Raw genomic sequence first — 18,597 nt, forward strand, 5'->3', positions numbered from 1 at the left:
CATCGCGCCCTGCCGCTGCGTTTGCTACGGTAGCCGGCGCCGCCACGGGGGGAAGGCCATCGCCATGTTCAGAGCATTCGCAACGCTGGCGCTGCTGGCGTCCGCCGGGCTGGCCGCGGCGCAGGCGTCAGGCCAGCGCAGCTACGCCAATCCGATCGACCTGGATTACCGCTACAACTTCGAGCAACTCAACGAAGGCATTTCCTACCGCACCGGCGCCGACCCGGTGTTCGTGCGCTTCGGCGACGCCTACTATCTGTTCCAGACGCTGGCCGACGGCTACTGGCGCTCCCCCAACCTGCTCGACTGGCAGTTCGTCACGCCCAGCCGCTGGCCGTTCGAGAGCATCGTCGCGCCGGCGGTGGTGGCCGACGGCGACCGCCTGGTGATCATGCAGTCGGCCTTCGAACCGCGCCCGCTGCTGCAGACCCGCGACCCGGCCAGCGGCAAGCTCGACTTCCTGACCCGGCTGCTGCCCAAGCTGCCGCGCGCCCAGCCGATCGGCACCGAGATGAAGGGCCGCCCGCTCAGCGACGTGCCGCCCGGCCCCTGGGACCCGGACCTGTTCATCGACGACGACGGCCAGTGGTACCTGTACTGGGGCTCGTCGGACCGCTATCCGCTGTATGGCATCGCCATGGATCGCAACGCGCAGGGGTTCGCCTTCCGCGGCGTGCCGACGCCCTTGCTCGCGCTGGACCCGGCGCAGCACGGCTGGGAACGCTTCGGCCCCGACCACCGCGGTGCCCGCTTCCCCGACGGCAGCCCGATCGGCAGCTACCTGGAAGGCGCATGGATGACCAAGACCGGTGGCCGCTACTACCTGCAGTACGGCGCGCCCGGCAGCGAGTACAACGCCTACGCCAACGGCGTGTACGTCGGCGAGCACCCGCTCGGCCCGTTCGTCTACGCACCCTACAACCCGGTGGCCTACAAGCCCGGCGGCTTCATGCAGGGCGCCGGCCACGGCTCCACCTTCCAGGACGCGCACGGCAACTGGTGGAACAGCGGCACCGCCTGGATCGGTGCCAACTGGACCTTCGAACGGCGCATCGTGCTGTTCCCCGCCGCCTTCGCCGCCGACGGGCAGATGCGCGTGTCCACCCGCTTCGGCGATTTCCCGCACTGGATGCCGGACGGCCCGGTGGCCGACCCGGAGGCGCTGTTCACCGGCTGGATGCTGCTGTCCTACCGCAAGCCGGCCACCGCCTCGTCCACCCTGGACGGCTTCGCCGCCGACCGCGCCACCGACGAAGATCCGCGCAGCTACTGGGTCGCCGCACGCAACGCGCCTGGCGAGACCCTCACCGTGGACCTGGGCGGGGAACGCAGCGTGCGCGCGGTGCAGGTCAACTTCGCCGACTACCGTGCCGGCCGCTACGGCGATGCGCCGGACATCTACACCGCGTTCCGGCTGCAGCACTCGCGCGACGGCCGCCACTGGCTGCCGCTGGCCGAGGTCGGCGACGGCGCCGACCGCCGCGACCGGCCCAACGCCTACCTGCAATTACCCGCGCCGGTGCGCACCCGCTACATCCGCTACGTGCACGGCCACGTCGGCGCCGCCCACCTGGCGATCAGCGACCTGCGCGTGTTCGGCAACGCCGACGGCGCCCCGCCGCCGGCGCCGACCGGTGTTGTCGCGCAGCGCGAGGCCGACCGCCGCAATGCCCGCGTGCACTGGCAGGCGGTGCCCGGCGCCGTCGGCTACAACGTGCGCTGGGGCCTGCGTGCCGACCGCCTCAACCTCACCTACCAGGTGTTCGCCGATCGCGGCACCGACCTGGAGATCCGGGCGCTGAACCGCGACCAGGACTACGTGTTCGCCGTCGAAGCCTTCGACGAGCGCGGTGTCTCCCCGCTGAGCGCCCGCATCGCCGTGCCATGAAGCCATCACCGCCTTCCCGTATGCTTGGCCCCACCTCGACCGCGCGCCGGCGATGCGGCGCGCGGCAGGATCGGTTGCCGATCGAAGGAGAAGGACGATGCACCAGCACCAGGGAACCCAGCACCAGCGCCGGCTGCGCGCCTGGCTGATCGCCGCGATGGTCGCCGGCGTGTGCGGCAATGCCGCCGCGCAGCAGACCGACCCGCGCGATGCGCAACTGCAGCAACAGCAGCGCCTGCTGCAGCAGCAGGCCCAACAGATCCAGCAGATGCAGCAGCAACTGCAGCAGATGCCGCCGGCCGGCGCCGAAGCCGCTGCACCGCGCGATGGCCTGTCCGCCACCTACCACGACTGCCGCAAGCAGGCCCAGGGCCTGGACGAGAGCCGCCGCTGCATCCAGCGCGAACAGCGCGTGCAGCAGGAGCGCCTGGACCGCGCCTACGACAAGCTGCGCTACCGCATCAGCGGTACCGACCGGTCCCGCCTGATGGACGCGCAGTACACATGGCAGCAGTCCAACGACCAGGCCGCACAGCTCGACCGTGCGTTCGGCGCACGCGGCCAGGAGGCGGGCCTGCAAAGCGCCGAAGCCACCCTGCGCCGGATCAGCTCCCGCGCCGACGAACTGGAAGGCTATACGCGCGGCGGGCGTTGAGAGTAGGGGCAGCGGCTATCCATAAGGCGGGACATGCGCGGCATGGAGCACACCACATGGAAGGGGCGTAGGAAGTCCTCGGCCCTGCTCTCACCTTTGGCTGCGTCTCGATGGCCAGACTCCTGCCGCCTAAAAGCGCTGCGCCTCCTCTACTACAGCATCAAAGATTAACTCTACGCATTTATTGCTTGCGCAGCAGTCAGATAAGAAACTCCTCGGTCATTCTCTATTATTTTAACCGCAGCCGTTTGTGCAAAAGTCAAAATCAACGAATGATGCAAAGTTAAAACCAAATCCTGCAGCTTTTGATCATCCTCAAGTTTTACGACCTTCAAACCCAATTCAGCAGCCTTTACTGGATTGATATGCCGATTATGGCTTTTGGAAGTACTTTGCTTGCCAAGCAAGTTTGCAATGGCATCTAACTTTGGATCAAGAACTGCTTGAGCTTCGCCCTGAAACATACAATTCTTCAAATAATCACGCAATAGGGAGTCTGACCAATCTACGGCATGCTCACATGATGTAATAAGTGTAGGCCAGTACTTTTGAATTATTGGCTGCCAAATGGGAATAGCAGCATTATTTTGTTGGACCTCGTCTACAGCGCGCTTAAATTCCTCAAGGATGCCTTGCGCAGGCATGCCTGCGATTTGAGGATCTACAGGACCAATGCTAGATTGGCGCCCCATTAAAATCTCTCTGCAAGCAACAGCCATAAGAGTTCCTCCAGACATAGATATCTGAGGAACTACTGCTCGAATATTTCCGCTATACAAGGAATGAAGATAGTCAATGATCGATTCTGTTGCCGCGACATCCCCGCCCGGAGTATGAAGGAATAAATCAAGGCCTTTTGAGCGATCAAGATCTTTTGAACACGTCATGAAGCCTATTTTATCGGCATCTGTGATGTGAAAATCCACCCCTTGCATCGCACTTTTTTGTAACCAGCCAGAATAGTAGACCAGCACATTCCGCCCGGTATGCCGAGCCAATCTTTTTAAATATTTGTGCCTGAGCCTATCATGTGGCCCTTGGGAGTTTGCCTGAAGCTCAGCTAATGTTTCGTTCCAATTCGGCATAATCAGCTTCCTTGCTATCTGTCCTAATACGTCCCGTACCATTTGTTAAAACAGTACGGTAGAAAATATTGTCACTTGGCCTAGAAGTGCCCATAATCTCACGCAGCTCTCGCAAATCCCTTTCGACCGGATCAATCCCGAAAGTTGCAAAGACCGTTGCTAGATCGCCGAGACTATTTTGGTTATTCATGAGATGCTTCCATAGGCAACTGGGGAGTACACTGGTACCCTAGTAAACGTTGCTTGTCTGACAACGTGAATCTGAACAGAGTTCCTGTGGCCTAAGAGTAAGCATTGGCCCAGAGCAATGGCAAAAATTTTCATTGAGGCAGAGGCCTCATTCAGCACCATCTCACGGGACTTGAGAATTGCTCGATAAAACCACTACATGTTGGGGCCTTTGCTGGCCTCGACCACTATTTCTTGGTTTCAGTATCTGAATGAAAGCAATTGGCCAGTTCAGTTTTGCTCGCTAGGAAGGGCCTAACCGCTGCTTTTGCGCATAGAACCCTATGAACTAGTGGGACTCGTCGTCTAGCATCGCATCAACCAATGCATGCCTCGCGCAGAGGTGTATGGAATTCTCACCTGCCCACCGCGCAGCCCCCACCCTGTTCCGCGCACACCTTCATGGCGCGTTGCAGTTCGGCCTCGCTCAGCTGTGGAGGTGGCCGCGCGACGGCAGCCTGGACCTGGTCGGGGCCGCCGGTCAGCGCGTGCAGGCCCTTGGCCGCCTTGCCGGCCAGGTAGTAGACACCGAGCGCGATGTAGCCGCCGCTCTGGCTGACCTGCTCCACCGAGGGCGGCGGACGCCAGTCCTTGTCGAAGCGGTTGGGTGGCGGCGACACCGGATTCTTGAAGCGGTACAGGTCCAGCGGCTCGCCCTCGTCCGGCGGCAGCGCGCGCACTTCGCCCAGGGTCTGGATGTCGGGCTGCGCGGCGGCATCGGATGTGGACGGCGGTGCGACCGAGGGCGGCGGCGGCGCAGCGGCCGGTGCGGCGGGCGCGGCCTGTTGTGCCTGCACATTCGCGCACGTCGCCAGCAAGGCGATTGCCAGCATCGTGCGCAGGCGCCGGCCGTTCGGATCCGCTGTGTGCATGCTGTCCATGACGCCCGAGCTTACGGACGCGGCACGGCCATCTCTAGCGCATCGGCGCCACCGTTCACGTCGCCGACAGCGGGCGCAGGCACAGCCAGATCGCGCACCAGTGCGCCAGTGCGCCGCCCAGCACGTGCGCATGCCAGATCGCGCGGTTGTAGAGCATCGACTTGCGCACGTAGAACGCCACGCCCACCGTGTAGATCGCCCCGCCGGCAGCGATCAGCCACAGCACCGGCGTGTCCAGCCCGGCCACGATCGGCTTGACCGCCGCCATGCCCGCCCAGCCCAGCAGCAGGTAGATCGCCACCCAGAAGCCCTTGGCGATGCCGGGCAGGAACAGCTTGGCGAACACCCCGAACAGCGCCACGCCCCACACCGCCAGGGTCATCGACCAGACCCAGGCGCCGGACAGCGCCAGCACGAAGAACGGCGTGTAGGAGCCGGCGATCATCACGAAGATGCCGGCGTGGTCGAGCTTGCGCAGCACCGGCTGGCGCTGCGGCGGGGCGAAGTTGTACGCCGCCGAGCAGGCGAACATGGTCAGCAGCCCCAGCGCGTAGATGCTGGTGGCCACGATCAGCGCGTCGTTGGCATGGGCGCGCCAGACCAGCAGCGCGCCGCCGACCACGGCCAGCAGCAGGCCGGCGGCATGCACGAGCAGATCGGCGCGGCGCGCGGCGGCGGTGCGGTAGTGCGGGGCTGGCGAGGAAGTCGATGCGGACAAGGCGATCTTCGGCACTCCGGGAAGCGGTGCCTTGGTGCTGGGGGACGCACAGGATACGCGCGTAGCGGCTGATCCCTGCATCGCCACGCGCAGCATCCTGCCAAGACCGCGCTGGCGATTACCTGCCGAGCGGATAGCGCGTGTCCAGATCGTCGAGTGCGCGCTTGTTTCCTGCCGGCGAAGGATGGCTATCGGCACCTTCGCGCTCCAGTGCCTGCTCCCATTGCCGCACTTGTTCCTTCAGCTTACGCGCATAGGTCTTGAGCTGGGACGGGGTGACGCCGCCCTGCTCCTGCCAAAAGGCGGCTTCGACCGACGTGCGGAACGTGCCATCCGCGTACACCCACAGAGCGCGACCGATGCTGCTGTCGTCGCCACTACGTTTGCCCAGCGCCTGCGCGTCTGCGTCGACGCGGATAGTGCCGTGGATTTCGAACGCCAGCCGATGCGCATCGGCGAATGTCACCTTCAGATGCGCATGCAGGTTGCCGGAAGACGGCAGCGCCTTGGTGACATCCTTGATGTAGATGTTGGCGTCGACCGACGCCTTGTTGCTGAAGCCGTTATCCTGCAGAAATTCGGCGGTGACCATGGCATTCGCTCCTGAGTGTGTGAACGGGGTCCGTCATGCACGACGGGTAGCGAAAGCCTCGCGCCACGCGCGGAACACGGCCATCGGCACAAGCCTGATCTGCGTAGTACGCGCTGCCGAGGGCGTGTCATCGGCGCAGACGGCCGCTGTGTCGGTACAGACGCGCAGGGCCGGTACGCATCGCCAATAGGCTGCCGCATGCAGTGCGAACAGCGATGCGTTCCGCATGCAATCGCCCAGCCTGAATCCGCTCAGCCTGCCCGTCTCGCCTCGACGGCGCCCGTCTCATACCCTGAGACGCGATTTCGCTTCCCTGTTCCGCTTTGAGAGCCGTGCCGATGCCCGCCCACGCCCTAGCCCCGCGCACCGAGGACGCCGAGCGCGCCCTGTCCACCACCGACGGGATGCCCTCGCGCGATGGCGCGCTGCTCAGCGCGCGGCTGGAGCGCCGCTACCACGACCGCATCACCGGCAGCTTCACCATCCCCGGCCAGGCCGGCCGCTACGCGCCGATCCCGGACGACGTGCCGCCGGCGCTGGCCGCCGCATTGCGCGAACGCGGCATCGCGCAGCTGTACAGCCACCAGGCCGAGGCCTGGGACGCGGCGCAGCGCGGCGAGCACGTGGCCATCGTTACCCCCACCGCCTCGGGCAAGTCGCTGTGCTACACGCTGCCGGTGGTGGCCGCGGCGATGACCGCGCAGGCCAAGGCGCTGTACCTGTTCCCGACCAAGGCGCTGGCGCAGGACCAGGTGGCCGAGCTGCTGGACCTCAACCGTGCCGGCGACCTGGGGGTGAAGGCCTTCACCTTCGACGGCGACACCCCCGGCGATGCGCGCCAGGCGATCCGCCTGCACGGCGACATCGTGGTCAGCAACCCGGACATGCTGCACCAGGCGATCCTGCCGCATCACACCAAGTGGGCGCAGTTCTTCGAGAACCTGCGCTACGTGGTGATCGACGAGATCCACACCTACCGCGGCGTGTTCGGCAGCCACGTCGCCAACGTGCTGCGCCGGCTCAAGCGCATCTGCGCGTTCTACGGCGTCACGCCGCAGTTCATCCTGTGCTCGGCCACCATCGGCAACCCGCGCGCGCATGCCGAGGCGCTGATCGAGCAGCGCGTGCACGCCATCACCGACTCCGGCGCGCCCAGCGGCGACAAGCACGTGCTGCTGTGGAACCCGCCGGTGGTCAACGCCGACCTGGGCCTGCGCGCCTCGGCGCGCTCGCAGAGCAACCGCATCGCGCGCATCGCGATCAAGTCCGGGCTCAAGACCCTGGTGTTCGCGCAAACCCGGCTGATGGTGGAGGTGCTGACCAAGTACCTGAAGGACATCTTCGACCACGACCCGCGCAAGCCGCCGCGCATCCGCGCCTACCGCGGCGGCTACCTGCCCAGCGAGCGTCGCGAGGCCGAGCGGGCGATGCGCGCCGGCAGCATCGACGGCATCGTCTCCACCTCGGCGCTGGAACTGGGCGTGGACATCGGCGCGCTGGACGTGGTGGTGCTCAACGGCTACCCCGGCAGCGTCGCCGCCACCTGGCAGCGCTTCGGCCGCGCCGGGCGCCGCCAGCAGCCGGCGCTGGGCGTGCTGGTGGCCAGTTCGCAGCCGCTGGACCAGTACGTGGTGCGGCACCCGGACTTCTTCGCCGATGCCTCGCCGGAACACGCCCGCATCGCCCCGGACCAGCCGCTGATCCTGTTCGACCACATCCGCTGCGCCGCGTTCGAGCTGACCTTCGTCGCCGGCGAGGCGTTCGGCCCGGTGGACCCCGCGGTGTTCCTGGAAGCGCTGGCCGAGAGCGAGGTGGTGCACCAGGAAGGCGACCGCTGGGAGTGGATCGCCGACAGCTACCCGGCCAATGCGGTGAGCCTGCGCTCGGTGGCCGACGGCAACTTCGTGGTGGTGGACAAGACCGACGGCAAGCAGCAGATCATCGCCGAGGTGGACTATTCGGCCGCCGCGCTGACCCTGTACGAAGGCGCCATCCACATGGTGCAGAGCACGCCCTACCAGGTGGAAAAGCTCGACTGGGAAGGCCGCAAGGCCTACGTCACCCGCACCCACGTGGACTACTACACCGACAGCATCGACTTCACCAAGCTCAAGGTGCTGGACCGCTTCGACGGCGGCGCGGCCGGGCGCGGCGACGCGCACCACGGCGAGGTGCACGTGGTGCGGCGCGTGGCCGGCTACAAGAAGATCCGCTACTACACCCACGAGAACATCGGCTACGGCCCGGTCAACCTGCCCGACCAGGAACTGCACACCACCGCGGTGTGGTGGCAGTTGCCGCAGGCGACCCTGCTCAAGGCGTTCGGCAGCAAGCAGGACGCGCTGGATGGTTTCCTGGGCGCGGCCTACGCGCTGCACGTGGTGGCCACGGTGGCGGTGATGGCCGACGCACGCGATCTGCAGCAGGCGGTGGGCGACGGCGACGGCGCCTGGTTCGCGGTGGCCGACGCCAAGGGCCGCGGCCAGTTGCGCGGTGGCGACAGCGGCGAGCCGGCCAGCGTCGAACTGCAGCAGTTCGTGCCCACCGTGTACCTGTACGACAACTTCCCCGGCGGCGTCGGCCTCAGCGAGCCGTTGTGGCGGCGCCAGGCCGAACTGGTGCAGCGCGCGCGCGAACTGGTGCAGGGCTGCGACTGCGTGGCCGGCTGCCCGGCCTGCGTCGGCCCGGTGCTGGCCGCGCAGGAGGAAAGCGCGACCACGCCGCGGGCGCTGGCGTTGCGCGTGCTGCGCTTGTTGCTCGACGGCGAGGACGACACGGCGCTGGACGCGCACGGCGCAACCACGATCGCCATCAATGCCGATGCCGATGCGCTGCCGGAGTGGAGCGCATGAGCATCAGCCTCGAACGCCTGCGCGCGCTGCGCCGGCAGGCCGGCGACGCCAGCGCCGAGCGCGCGCCGGCGTCCTCCGGCAGCCGCACCACGGCCGACGCGGCTCCCGCGTCACGTGCAGGCACTGCAGCAGCAGCGACCCCGCACGCGCCACGACAGGCGCCGGCAGCGATGCGCGGCGACGACGCATCGCGCGCAACGGCAACGGCGGCCGCACGCACGCCCCCTGCTCCCGCACGCGGTGGCGGCACCGACACCGCCGTGGCGCCACCCATCGCCATCGCCCCGTTCGACCGCGGCGGCACCGATGTGTCCGCGCTGCGGCGCCTGCTCGGCCTGCGCGAGCGTGCGGTCGCGCCCACCGCGGCTGCATCCGCACGCAAACCGGCCGCGGCGCCGGACCGGCACCTGCCCGGGGTGGAGATCGCACCCGGGCTGCACCTGATCGAGGCGTTCCTGCCGCAGCCGATCCCCGCCGGCGCGCTGTCGCTGGCCTTCGCCCGCCGCGAGGATGCGGTGGAACCGACCGACCTGCTGTTCTTCGACACCGAAACCACCGGCCTGGCCGGCGGCACCGGCACCCGCGCCTTCATGATCGGCGCGGCCGACTGGAGCGTGCATCCGGCCGACGGCCCGGGCCTGCGCATCCGCCAGTTGCTGATGGCAACGATGGGCGCGGAGAAAGCGATGCTGGAAGCGTTCCGCGCCTGGCTGCGGCCGGGCACCGTGCTGTCCAGCTACAACGGCCGCTGCTACGACGCGCCGTTGTTGAAGACCCGCTACCGGCTGGCGCGCTGCGCCGATCCGCTGTCGGCGCTGGACCACGTGGATCTGCTGCATCCCACCCGCCGCCGCTACCGCGGCACCTGGGAGAACTGCAAGCTCGCCACCATCGAGCGGCAATTGCTGCGCGTGGTGCGCGAGGACGACCTGCCGGGCTCGGAAGCGCCAGCGGCGTGGCTGAGCTACCTGCGCGGCGGCAACGCGCGCAACCTGCGCCGCGTCGCCGCACACAACCACCAGGACGTGGTCACGCTGGCGCTGCTGCTGCAGCGCCTGGTCGCCGCCGAGGCCGAAGAACGCGCGCTGGCGGCGGCCGCGTCGGCGTAGGCGCTGCGCACGCCGCCGGCGACATCACTCCAGCCGCTGCGCATTGCCCGCGGCGATGGCGGCATCGAACAGGCGGTCGACCTCGCGATCGATCTGCGCGCTCAATTCGCCCTGACGCGCACCCAGTTCGCCCTGCTGACGGCCCAGCGCGGCCTGCTGTTCGCCGAGCGCGCGCATCTTCGCCGACAGCGCGTCCTGGCGCTGCGCCAGTTCGGTCTGGGCACGTGCTTGCGCCTTGGCGGCAATGCCGTTGGAGTCCATGCGGTCCGCCGCCAGCGCGATGCTCTCCCGGACCAGCTTGCCCTGTTCACGACCCAGCTCGCCCTGCTCTCGGCCCAGTGCTCCCTGGCGCTTGCCGAGCTCGCCCTGCTGCGCGCCCAGCTTGCCGATCGGCTCGAACAGGGCATCGAAGCGGGCCAGCAGCGCAGGATCGTGCACCACATAGCGCTTGCCGCCGCGGCGGAACCACAGGCCATCGCCCTGGGTCTCGCGCTTCATGCTGGCGAGTTCGTCGCTGCTGCCACTCATCGTCGAATGGTTGCCCTTGACCCGGACATACGACTGTTCGATTTGACCGTTGCGGGTTTTCTGCATCGACCGCGTGCTGATCCGCGAGCCGATGGCCGGCGGCGGCGCCGGGACCGCCGGGACCGCCGGGACCACCATTGCAGGCCGCGCAGGCGGCGCGGGCGGCGGCGGCGGTACTGCGGGCACGTTGGCGGCGCGGGCGGCGGCACCGGCGTCCCCCATGTCGACCGCATCGGCCGCCTCCGCGGCCGCCGCGTTCGCGGCTTCCCTCTCAGGCTCCTGCGCCGCTGCGCTCGCGTCGGCTGCCTGCTCCGCTGCATCTGCAGCCGCCATGGCAGCCTGCGCCTCCGCCGCCGCAAGCGCCGCTTCGCGGGCCGCGTCATCGGCAGTGTATTCGCTCGCTGGCGCCGCGGCCTGCGCCGGGAGGGCGGGAGCCGGCTTGCCGGCGGCCGGCGCATGGCCGGGCTGCGCCACCAGCCGCAGCGGCATCACGCCGAACACGGTCACTGCGCCGAGGATCAGGGCCGCGCCCAGGCGCGGAAAGGCGGACGTGGTCTGCAGCATCAGCAATCTCCGTTTCAGGCTCAGGAAGGTCGGCGAAGCGCTGGCCAGGCCGGCGCTGGGCCGCGGTGCCACACCCAGCTGCACCAGCAGCCGCGCGTAGTCGTGACGGCAATGGCGGTGGCCGGCGACCACGGCCGCATCGCAGGCCGCCTCGCGGGCCAGGGCGTACTCGCGGTTGGCCAGGTGCACCAGCGGATGGAAGAAGAACAGGTGCTGCGCCACCGCCGGCAGCAGCCCCCACCACAGGTCGCGGCGCTGCAGGTGCACCAGTTCGTGGGTCAGCGCCATGTCCAGATCGTCGGCGCGCAGGCTGTCCATGCGCCGCGCCGGCAACAGCAGCACCGGCTGCCACGGCCCGATCAGTTGCGGCGAATCGGTGCGCGCACACAGCCGCAGCTGCGGCGGCTGGCGCAGGCCGTGGGCCTCGGCCGCCAGGCGCAGCGCACCGAGCAGGGCGGTGTCGGTGCACGGCGCCGCCTCGCGTGCACGCTGGCGGCTGCGACGGTAGGCCAGCACGCTGTGCGCGGCGCAGACCAGCACGCCGGCCAGCCACAGCGCCACCAGCGCCTGCGCCCACGGCCAGGCCGCCAGGGATGTCGTGGCCGGGGGTGCGGCGATCGCCGCGGTGGCAGCGGTGGCGTTGACGTTGATCTGCGCGGGCACCGCAGCGGACACGTGCGGCGCCGCAGCGCCTGCCGGCGTCGCCGGCACAGTGGCGACGGCCGCCGGTACCGCCGCCATCTGCGTCGGCGCGGCCGGCAGTACCGGCAACTGCACCGCGCCAGCCCACAGCAGGCCGAGCACGCTCTGCGCGGCGACCAGCCACCACAACCGGCAACGCGTCGCCGCCGGCAGGGTCGGCAGCCAGCGGCACAGCGCCCAGATCAGCGCGACCAGCACCAGCGTCTGCAGACTGGTCGCCAGCAGGCGCGACAGCAGGCTCTCGAACACCTCCGTCCCCACCAGGCTGTGCATGGCTCAGTCCTCTCGCCGTTGCGATTGCAGTTTGGCCACCAGTGCCTCCAGTTCGGCCAGTTCCGTGTCGCTGACCTCGGCGCGCTGCGACATCCACGCCACGAACGGCGAGACCGAGCCCTGCAGGGTCTTCTCGACGAAGCTGCCGACCGCGCTGCGCACCACGTCGTCCTGGCCGCTGGTGGCGGCATAGCGGTACACGCCCTGCACCTGGCGGCGACGCAGATAGGCCTTGGCGCGCAGGCGCTCCATCATGGTCAGCACGGTCGAGCGCGCCAGCCCGCGCGCCTCGCCGAACCCGGCGGCGACCTCGCCGACAGTGGCATCGCCGTGTTCGGCGATGTACTGCAGCAGGGCCAGTTCCTGGTCCCCGATCGATTTGCGGCGCATCCGCCCACCCCGATGACTACACGTGTCGGCAAAGCTACCCGTGACGACAACTGTCGTCAATAGGTCGCAGGTCATGGGCGGCAGGCGTCTGCAAGCCTGGCGATGGCGCCGCTCCGCGAGGCCAGTCGCACCCGGCGCCTGCCGGTGGAATCGCATCGGTCCTGAGCATTCGGCCCCATGTCTCGCGCACGCGTACAGCAGCATGAGGTCGCCCCCCGGCCACCGTGCATGCATTCGCCGTAGACGTCGGCGCTGATCCATCCTCGTTCGCGCAGCGGCACCAGCGCCCTATACCCAGGTATCGCATCGCATACGCGCAGCAGGCAGCGCTGTACCAACGCGCAATGGTGCAAGCGCACATGCGATGCAAGAATTTCCTGCATCGCTTCACGCCGCTGTATTCACCGCGGGAAGCGCGCTGCCGCAGCTGCGCCGTTCGCCTCCATCGATCCGGAGCGGGCCGCCGCACCTGCCGCGCGCCACCTCCCCGGGTCCGCGCCGCACCGTCGGCGCACTGTCATCGCAAACGCACAGCCAGCCGGACGCCGCCGCGAACAGGCGGTCCTGCGCTGGGTGCGCGCGGGCGCCACCGCTTCCCACTCCACGCCGGATCCGACCATGCATGCGACCTCCTCCCGTCTCCGCGCCGCCGCCCTGCCGATCTCTGCACCGCATCGCCTCAGGTACGCGGGCGCACCGTCGTTGTTGTCTACGGCGCTGGTCGCCTGCCTCGCCGCCTCCACGGCGCAGGCCGCGGAGGCGGCTGCCAGCAGCAACGCCGACACCACGCCGACCACGCTGTCCGCGCTGGACGTGGTGGCCTCGCCGCACGCGGCGGCGGTGGCGCCCACCCAGGTGGTGGGCCCGAACCGCTATGTCATCAATGCCGGCGACATGGACGCCGACGTCGCCGGCAGCAACGGCTTGGCGCGGCTGAAGACCGTGCCCGGCGCCAGCTACACCGCCACCGACGGGCTGGGCCTGGACGTCTCCGCCACCAGCCTGTTCGTGCGCGGGTTCCGCATGAACGAAATGGGCATCACCTTCGAAGGCGTGCCGTTGAACGACAGCGGCTTCCTGTCGTTGACCGGAACCAGCGTGGTCAACGTCGGCGTGCCGGACGCCATCGGCACCATCACCGTCAGCCCCGGCGCGGCACCGGTGAGCGTGTTCTCCAGCAGCGCCAACGGCGGCGCGCTGGAGTACCGCCTGGGCGAACCGAAGGACACGCCCGGCCTGCGCCTCAAGCAGGGCGTGGGTAGCGACGCGACCCAGGTCACCACGGTCTCCGCGCAGAGTGGGCAGCTCGGCGACAACGGCCCGAAGCTGCAGGTCGACCTGCAACGGCTGGGCGCGGACAAATACCAGGGCGGCGGCACCCAGCGCTTCCTGCGCGGCGACCTGAAGGCGACCCAGGACGTGGCCTGGGGCACGTTCACCGTGTTCCTGTCGGCCAGCCACGCGGCGATGTGGGGCTACAACAACCTGTCCTTCGACATGCTCGGCAAGCTCGGCTGGCGCGCCGACAGTCTCTATCCCGACTACGCCAGGGCCTACGCCATCGCCCTGCCGCAGAACGCCGGCGCATCCTGCGGCGTCTACCACTGCGGCACGCTGGCCGGGCTGTTGCCGTACGACACCGGCCAGGTCACCGACGACCGCATCGCCTCGCTCGCGCACGACTTCCGCATCTCCGACGCGCTCAGCGGGCGCGTGCAGCTCTACAGCGCGCGCAGCCGCACCCACGCCACGCTGAGCGATCCGACCACGCCCTCGCCCGACGCTGCGCCGTTCTCCGAGCAGGTGCAGGCGCCGCACCTGCGGCGCACCGGCGGCCTGCTCAGCCTGACCTATGTGCATGGCCGGCACACGCTCAGCGCCGGCCTCTGGCAGGAGCACGGCAGCGCCGACGCGGCGACGTCCTGGTACACCGAACCGCTGCTGGGGCAGGGCCGGCCGCTGCGCACCACCGGGCCGTGGGATGTGTACGGCCCGGCGTTCAAGACCGACAACGTCTCGCAGTGGACCACCCGCGCGCGCCAGGTGTACCTGCACGACGACATCGCGCTGAGCGACACGCTGGTGCTGGGCCTTGGCGCCAAGGCGGTGGATTTCCGCACCAGCGGCGGCGGTGTCGGCGATGGGCCGGACCGGCCGGCGGCCGGCACGCTGCGCGCGAAGAGCGCGTTCCTGCCGCACCTGTCGCTGTTCTGGAGCCCGACCGCGCAGACCGACGGCTTCATCGACCTGGGCAGCGCGATGAACGGCTTCCGCGTCGCCCAGCGCGGCAACATCGGCTATACCGCCTCGGCCTGGACCGTGCCCGACCAGGCCAGCTTCGACCGCCTCGCCCGCCACCTGCAGCCGGAACAGGACTGGAACCTCACCCTCGGCGGCACCCATCGCTTCGACCGCGCCACCGTCACCGCGGACGTGTTCTACGGCGACATCCGCCATCGCCTGCTGTCGGCCGCGGTCGGCACCCAGTTCGCGCAGGTCAACACCGTGCAGGTGATGCCGAAGATGCACACCTTCGGCGCCGACCTGGGCGTGACCGTCGACCTCACCCCGCACCTGCAGTTCTACCAAGGCGTGGCGCTGGCGCGTTCGGTCTACGACCGCGACGTGGTCGTCGACGGCAACGTCTATCCGATCCAGGGCAAGGCGCAGCCGGGCTATCCGCAACTGTCGCTGGTCAGCGACCTGTCGGCGCATGTGCGCCACTGGCGCTTCGGCGCCACCAGCACCGAGTACCTGCATCAGCCCTTCACCTACGAGAACGACCTGCGCGTACCGGCGTTCTGGCAGGTCAACACGTACGCGGCGTACACGCTGGGGTCCGACAGCCCGCTGCCCGGCCTGGAACTGCGCCTGGACGTGAGCAACCTGCTCGATCGCCACAACATCGGTACCGCCAACATCGCCGGCTCGGCGTTCGCCGGCGACTACCAGACGCTGCAGCGCAGCGCGCCGCGGCAGGTGTTGTTCAGTACCTCGCTGGCGTTCTGAGGCAGCGGCACGCGCGCCCCACGCCAGCGACGCGCATGCATCGGACTGACACGGCGTTCACGGCGGTGCCACGGCGGCGCGACTAGAAGTTTCCGCACCGGTCCGCCGACGCATGCCGCGTCCGTCGGACCTCGCCGCCGCGCTCTGCGGTGTGCGCCCCACGACCGCAGCGGCTTCTGCACAGCAGGACATCGGCATGAGCGACTACACCCGCAACACCGGTTCGCCCGATCGCGACCGCATCAACCTCCACGAAGACGGCGAAGTGCGCGACTGGACGCAGGCACTGCACGTCTCCGCCGACGAGTTGCGCGCCGCGGTGCAGGCCGTGGGCAGCAGCGCCGCGGCGGTCCGCGCGCACCTGCGCACGTGACGCGGGCCGGGCCCGCGCCATGAGCCTCGCCGACTACCGCCGCAAGCGCCGCTTCGACAAGACCCGCGAACCGGAGCCGGGCAAGCCGGTGCCGGCGGGGCAGCGGCCGATCTTCGTCGTGCAGCTGCACCACGCCAGCCGCCGCCATTACGATTTCCGCCTGCAGGTCGGCGATGCGCTGAAGAGCTGGGCGGTGCCGAAAGGGCCGAGCTACGACCCCAAGGTCAAGCGCATGGCGGTGGAAGTGGAAGACCATCCACTGGACTACGCCACGTTCGAGGGCGAGATCCCGCAGGGCGAATACGGCGGCGGCCACGTCGCCCAGTTCGATCACGGCGTGTGGAGCAGCGCGGACGATCCGGAGGCGCAACTGGCCAAGGGTCATCTGCGCTTCGAACTGTTCGGCGACAAGCTCAAGGGCGGCTGGCACCTGGTGCGCTCGGGCAAGCCGGCGCGGCAGCCGCAGTGGCTGCTGTTCAAGGAGGACGACGCCTTCGCCGGCGACCTGGAGGCGGACGACCTGCTGGCCGATGTCACCGCGGCGCCGGCGCAGGACGTCAAGCGCGCCGGCGCCGGCAAACCGGACAAGCGCAAGGTCACGGTGGTGGCGCCAGTGCGCAAGGGCCGCCGGACGAACTGGGCCAAGTTGGCCGAGGCGCTGCCCGGCGCGGTGCCGGCGGCGGCGCCGGACGGACCGTTCGCGCCGCAGCTGGCCCGGCTGGGCGACGCGCCGCCACAGGGCGCGCAGTGGATCCACGAGATCAAGTGGGACGGCTACCGGATCCTGGCCACTGTCGCCGACGGCGTGGTGCGGCTGTGGTCGCGCAACGCGATCCAGTGGACCGACAGGATTCCCGAGATCCGCGATGCCATCGCCGCGCTGGGCCTGCGCTCGGCGGCGCTGGATGGCGAACTGATCGCCGGCAAGGGGACCAAGGAGGACTTCAACCTGCTGCAGGCGGTGCTGTCCGGCGAGCGCCAGGGCAAGCTCGCGCTGGCCCTGTTCGACCTGTTGCACCTGGACGGCATCGACATCGCCGCCGCACCGCTGTCCGAACGCAAGGCGCTGCTGCAGCGGCTGCTGCAGAACGCCGATGCGCACCTGGCCTTCAGCTCGCACATCGACGGCGACGGCGACGCGGCGTTCCAGCTCGCCGGCGCGCAGCACTTCGAGGGCATCGTCTCCAAGCGCGCCGACCGCGGCTACCACGGCGGCCGCAGCGACGACTGGCGCAAGACCAAGCAATTGCGCTCGGACGAATTCGCGGTGGTCGGCTACACCGCACCCAAGGGCAGCCGCAGCGGCTTCGGCTCGCTGCTGCTGGCGCGGCCGGATCCCGAGCATGGCTGGCTGTATGTCGGGCGGGTCGGCTCCGGCTTCTCCGATGCCTTGCTGCGCGAGCTGACCGCACTGATCGGCAAGGCCGGCAGCGCCACGCCCAGCGTGCACGTGCCGACCACCGAGACCGACCTGCGCAGCGCGCGCTGGTTCGCGCCGCGCTTCGTGGTGGAGGTGTTCTACCGCGGCATCGGCGGACAGCAGTTGCTGCGCCAGGCCTCGCTGAAGGCGGTGCGTCCGGACAAGGACATCACCGACTTGGGCGATGCCGACGCACCGGCACCGCGCGCGGCGGCGGCGCGGGTGACGCCGGCGGCCAGGAAAGCCAGGGCAGACGCAACGGTCAAAACAACGAAGGCAACCAAGGCGGCGAAGGCGGCGAAGTCGAGCGAAACCAAGACCAGCGGTCCCCGGCGCAGCAAGCGCGACGTCGCGGCCACGGGCACCGCGCGCACGCCGCCGACCCTGTCCAGCCCGGGCCGCGTGGTCTTCCCCGACATCGGCGCGACCAAGCGCGAGGTCTGGGACTACTACAGTGCGGTGATGGATCACCTGCTGCCGGAGATCGCCGGTCGCCCGCTGTCGATCATCCGCTGCCCCGCCGGTGCCGAACGCGCGTGCTTCTTCCAGAAGCACCACACCGCCGGGCTGGAACTGGTGTCGTCGGTGCGGTTGAAGGAAGAAAGCGGCACCCAGGCCGAGTACCTGGTGGTCGAGGATGCGGCCGGGCTGCTCGAACTGGTGCAGTTCAATGCATTGGAGTTCCACCCGTGGGGCGCGCATGCCGCGTCCCCGGAGCGTGCCGACCGCGTGGTGTTCGACCTGGACCCGGGCCCGGACGTGCCCTTCGCCGAGGTCAAGCGCGCGGCCACCGACATCCGCAAGTTGCTCGCGCAACTGGAACTGGAGTCGTTCCTGCGCGTGTCCGGCGGCAAGGGCCTGCACGTGGTGGTGCCGCTGGCTCCGGGTTGCGACTGGGACCTGACCAAGCACTTCGCCCACGGCTTCGCCGACGCGCTGGCGCAGTCGCAACCGAACCGCTTCCTCGCCACCGCCAGCAAGCGCCTGCGCAACCAGCGCATCTTCATCGACTACCTGCGCAACGGTCGCGGCGCCACCGCCGTGGCCTCTTACTCGCTGCGCGCCCGCGCCGGCGCGCCGGTGGCGATGCCGCTGGCCTGGAGCGACTTGTCCAGGCTGCACCGCGCCGACGCCTTCAAGCTGCGCGACGTCCCCGCCAAGCTGAAACGACGCCGCAAGGATCCGTGGGCCGGCATCGACGCGCTGAAGCAAAACCTGGCGCGCTGGGCCGAAACGGAGTGAGCAAAGCCCCTCTCCCGTCGGGAGAGGGGTTGGCGTGAGGGTCCGACACGAAGCGACTCGCTGAGATCGAACACGAGCGACCGTACCC

At 68.9% G+C, this 18,597-nt stretch carries 12 protein-coding genes and 2 pseudogenes; 7 read left to right on the forward strand and 7 right to left on the reverse strand.

Going from position 1 to position 18,597, the window contains the following annotated elements:
• The first annotated feature begins 64 nt into the window (after positions 1 to 64).
• Both CEK65_RS07465 and CEK65_RS07470 read left to right on the forward strand, forming a co-directional pair.
• The gene (locus CEK65_RS07465) at positions 65 to 1,888 is read left to right on the forward strand and encodes a family 43 glycosylhydrolase (protein WP_193314721.1); all 1,824 of its coding nucleotides are present in this window, start codon (positions 65 to 67) and stop codon (positions 1,886 to 1,888) included.
• Positions 1,889 to 1,985: 97 nt separating this feature from the next.
• Positions 1,986 to 2,543, forward strand: a complete 558-nt coding sequence (locus tag CEK65_RS07470) for a lysozyme inhibitor LprI family protein (protein ID WP_152181274.1) — start codon at positions 1,986 to 1,988, stop codon at positions 2,541 to 2,543.
• A 173-nt stretch (positions 2,544 to 2,716) separates the two neighbouring features.
• On the opposite strand, the gene CEK65_RS07475 is transcribed toward CEK65_RS07470, so the two are convergent.
• The 5 genes from CEK65_RS07475 to CEK65_RS07495 form a co-directional block, all read right to left on the reverse strand.
• A complete protein-coding gene (locus CEK65_RS07475; RefSeq protein WP_152181275.1) occupies positions 2,717 to 3,628 on the reverse strand; it encodes a S49 family peptidase in 912 nt (303 codons plus the stop codon).
• Complete coding sequence (locus CEK65_RS07480) at positions 3,600 to 3,818, reverse strand: hypothetical protein (protein ID WP_152181276.1); 219 nt, start codon at positions 3,816 to 3,818, stop codon at positions 3,600 to 3,602. The genes CEK65_RS07475 and CEK65_RS07480 overlap by 29 nt, the downstream gene beginning before the upstream one ends.
• 394 nt (positions 3,819 to 4,212) lie before the next feature.
• Positions 4,213 to 4,689 (reverse strand): hypothetical protein, encoded by a 477-nt coding sequence (locus CEK65_RS07485; protein WP_193314723.1) that lies wholly within the window; start codon positions 4,687 to 4,689, stop codon positions 4,213 to 4,215.
• A gap of 103 nt (positions 4,690 to 4,792) precedes the next feature.
• Positions 4,793 to 5,455, reverse strand: a complete 663-nt coding sequence (locus CEK65_RS07490) for a hemolysin III family protein (protein WP_153751676.1) — start codon at positions 5,453 to 5,455, stop codon at positions 4,793 to 4,795.
• A gap of 118 nt (positions 5,456 to 5,573) precedes the next feature.
• Entirely contained in the window at positions 5,574 to 6,047 is a 474-nt protein-coding gene (locus CEK65_RS07495) for a hypothetical protein (RefSeq protein ID WP_152181277.1), read from the reverse strand.
• 338 nt (positions 6,048 to 6,385) lie between these two features.
• On the opposite strand from CEK65_RS07495, the gene CEK65_RS07500 reads away from it, so the two are divergent.
• Together CEK65_RS07500 and CEK65_RS07505 are read left to right on the forward strand one after the other, a co-directional pair.
• Complete coding sequence (locus CEK65_RS07500) at positions 6,386 to 8,899, forward strand: DEAD/DEAH box helicase (RefSeq protein WP_152181278.1); 2,514 nt, start codon at positions 6,386 to 6,388, stop codon at positions 8,897 to 8,899.
• 302 nt (positions 8,900 to 9,201) lie between these two features.
• Positions 9,202 to 10,008 (forward strand): annotated as a pseudogene (locus CEK65_RS07505) (ribonuclease H-like domain-containing protein); the annotation flags it as partial.
• A 978-nt stretch (positions 10,009 to 10,986) separates the two neighbouring features.
• Here the strand turns inward: CEK65_RS07505 and CEK65_RS20950 are convergent.
• Positions 10,987 to 12,075, reverse strand: a pseudogene (locus CEK65_RS20950) (M56 family metallopeptidase); the annotation flags it as partial.
• A gap of 3 nt (positions 12,076 to 12,078) precedes the next feature.
• Positions 12,079 to 12,465, reverse strand: a complete 387-nt coding sequence (locus tag CEK65_RS07515; RefSeq protein WP_152181280.1) for a BlaI/MecI/CopY family transcriptional regulator — start codon at positions 12,463 to 12,465, stop codon at positions 12,079 to 12,081.
• Positions 12,466 to 13,083: 618 nt separating this feature from the next.
• Between CEK65_RS07515 and CEK65_RS07520 the strand changes: the two genes are divergently transcribed.
• From CEK65_RS07520 to ligD, 3 genes are all read left to right on the forward strand, one after another.
• Complete coding sequence (locus tag CEK65_RS07520) at positions 13,084 to 15,474, forward strand: TonB-dependent receptor (RefSeq protein ID WP_226980504.1); 2,391 nt, start codon at positions 13,084 to 13,086, stop codon at positions 15,472 to 15,474.
• Between the two features lie 196 nt (positions 15,475 to 15,670).
• Positions 15,671 to 15,847: a DUF3606 domain-containing protein gene (locus tag CEK65_RS07525; RefSeq protein ID WP_152181281.1), complete on the forward strand. Its 177-nt coding sequence runs from the start codon at positions 15,671 to 15,673 to the stop codon at positions 15,845 to 15,847.
• Between the two features lie 19 nt (positions 15,848 to 15,866).
• Complete coding sequence (gene ligD, locus CEK65_RS07530) at positions 15,867 to 18,509, forward strand: DNA ligase D (RefSeq protein WP_152181282.1); 2,643 nt, start codon at positions 15,867 to 15,869, stop codon at positions 18,507 to 18,509.
• Positions 18,510 to 18,597 lie beyond the last annotated feature (88 nt).

This window comes from Xanthomonas sp. LMG 12459, from assembly GCF_009192905.1.
Taxonomy (GTDB): domain Bacteria; phylum Pseudomonadota; class Gammaproteobacteria; order Xanthomonadales; family Xanthomonadaceae; genus Xanthomonas_A; species Xanthomonas_A sontii.

Bases quoted from the DNA above. Each gene is read 5' to 3' on its own strand.
- CEK65_RS07465 (WP_193314721.1), top strand. From the start codon at position 65: ATGTTCAGAGCATTCGCAACGCTGGCGCTGCTGGCGTCCGCCGGGCTG.
- CEK65_RS07470 (WP_152181274.1), top strand. From the start codon at position 1,986: ATGCACCAGCACCAGGGAACCCAGCACCAGCGCCGGCTGCGCGCCTGG.
- CEK65_RS07475 (WP_152181275.1), bottom strand. From the start codon at position 3,628: ATGCCGAATTGGAACGAAACATTAGCTGAGCTTCAGGCAAACTCCCAA.
- CEK65_RS07480 (WP_152181276.1), bottom strand. From the start codon at position 3,818: ATGAATAACCAAAATAGTCTCGGCGATCTAGCAACGGTCTTTGCAACT.
- CEK65_RS07485 (WP_193314723.1), bottom strand. From the start codon at position 4,689: ATGCTGGCAATCGCCTTGCTGGCGACGTGCGCGAATGTGCAGGCACAA.
- CEK65_RS07495 (WP_152181277.1), bottom strand. From the start codon at position 6,047: ATGGTCACCGCCGAATTTCTGCAGGATAACGGCTTCAGCAACAAGGCG.
- CEK65_RS07500 (WP_152181278.1), top strand. From the start codon at position 6,386: ATGCCCGCCCACGCCCTAGCCCCGCGCACCGAGGACGCCGAGCGCGCC.
- CEK65_RS07515 (WP_152181280.1), bottom strand. From the start codon at position 12,465: ATGCGCCGCAAATCGATCGGGGACCAGGAACTGGCCCTGCTGCAGTAC.
- CEK65_RS07520 (WP_226980504.1), top strand. From the start codon at position 13,084: ATGCATGCGACCTCCTCCCGTCTCCGCGCCGCCGCCCTGCCGATCTCT.
- CEK65_RS07525 (WP_152181281.1), top strand. From the start codon at position 15,671: ATGAGCGACTACACCCGCAACACCGGTTCGCCCGATCGCGACCGCATC.
- ligD (WP_152181282.1), top strand. From the start codon at position 15,867: ATGAGCCTCGCCGACTACCGCCGCAAGCGCCGCTTCGACAAGACCCGC.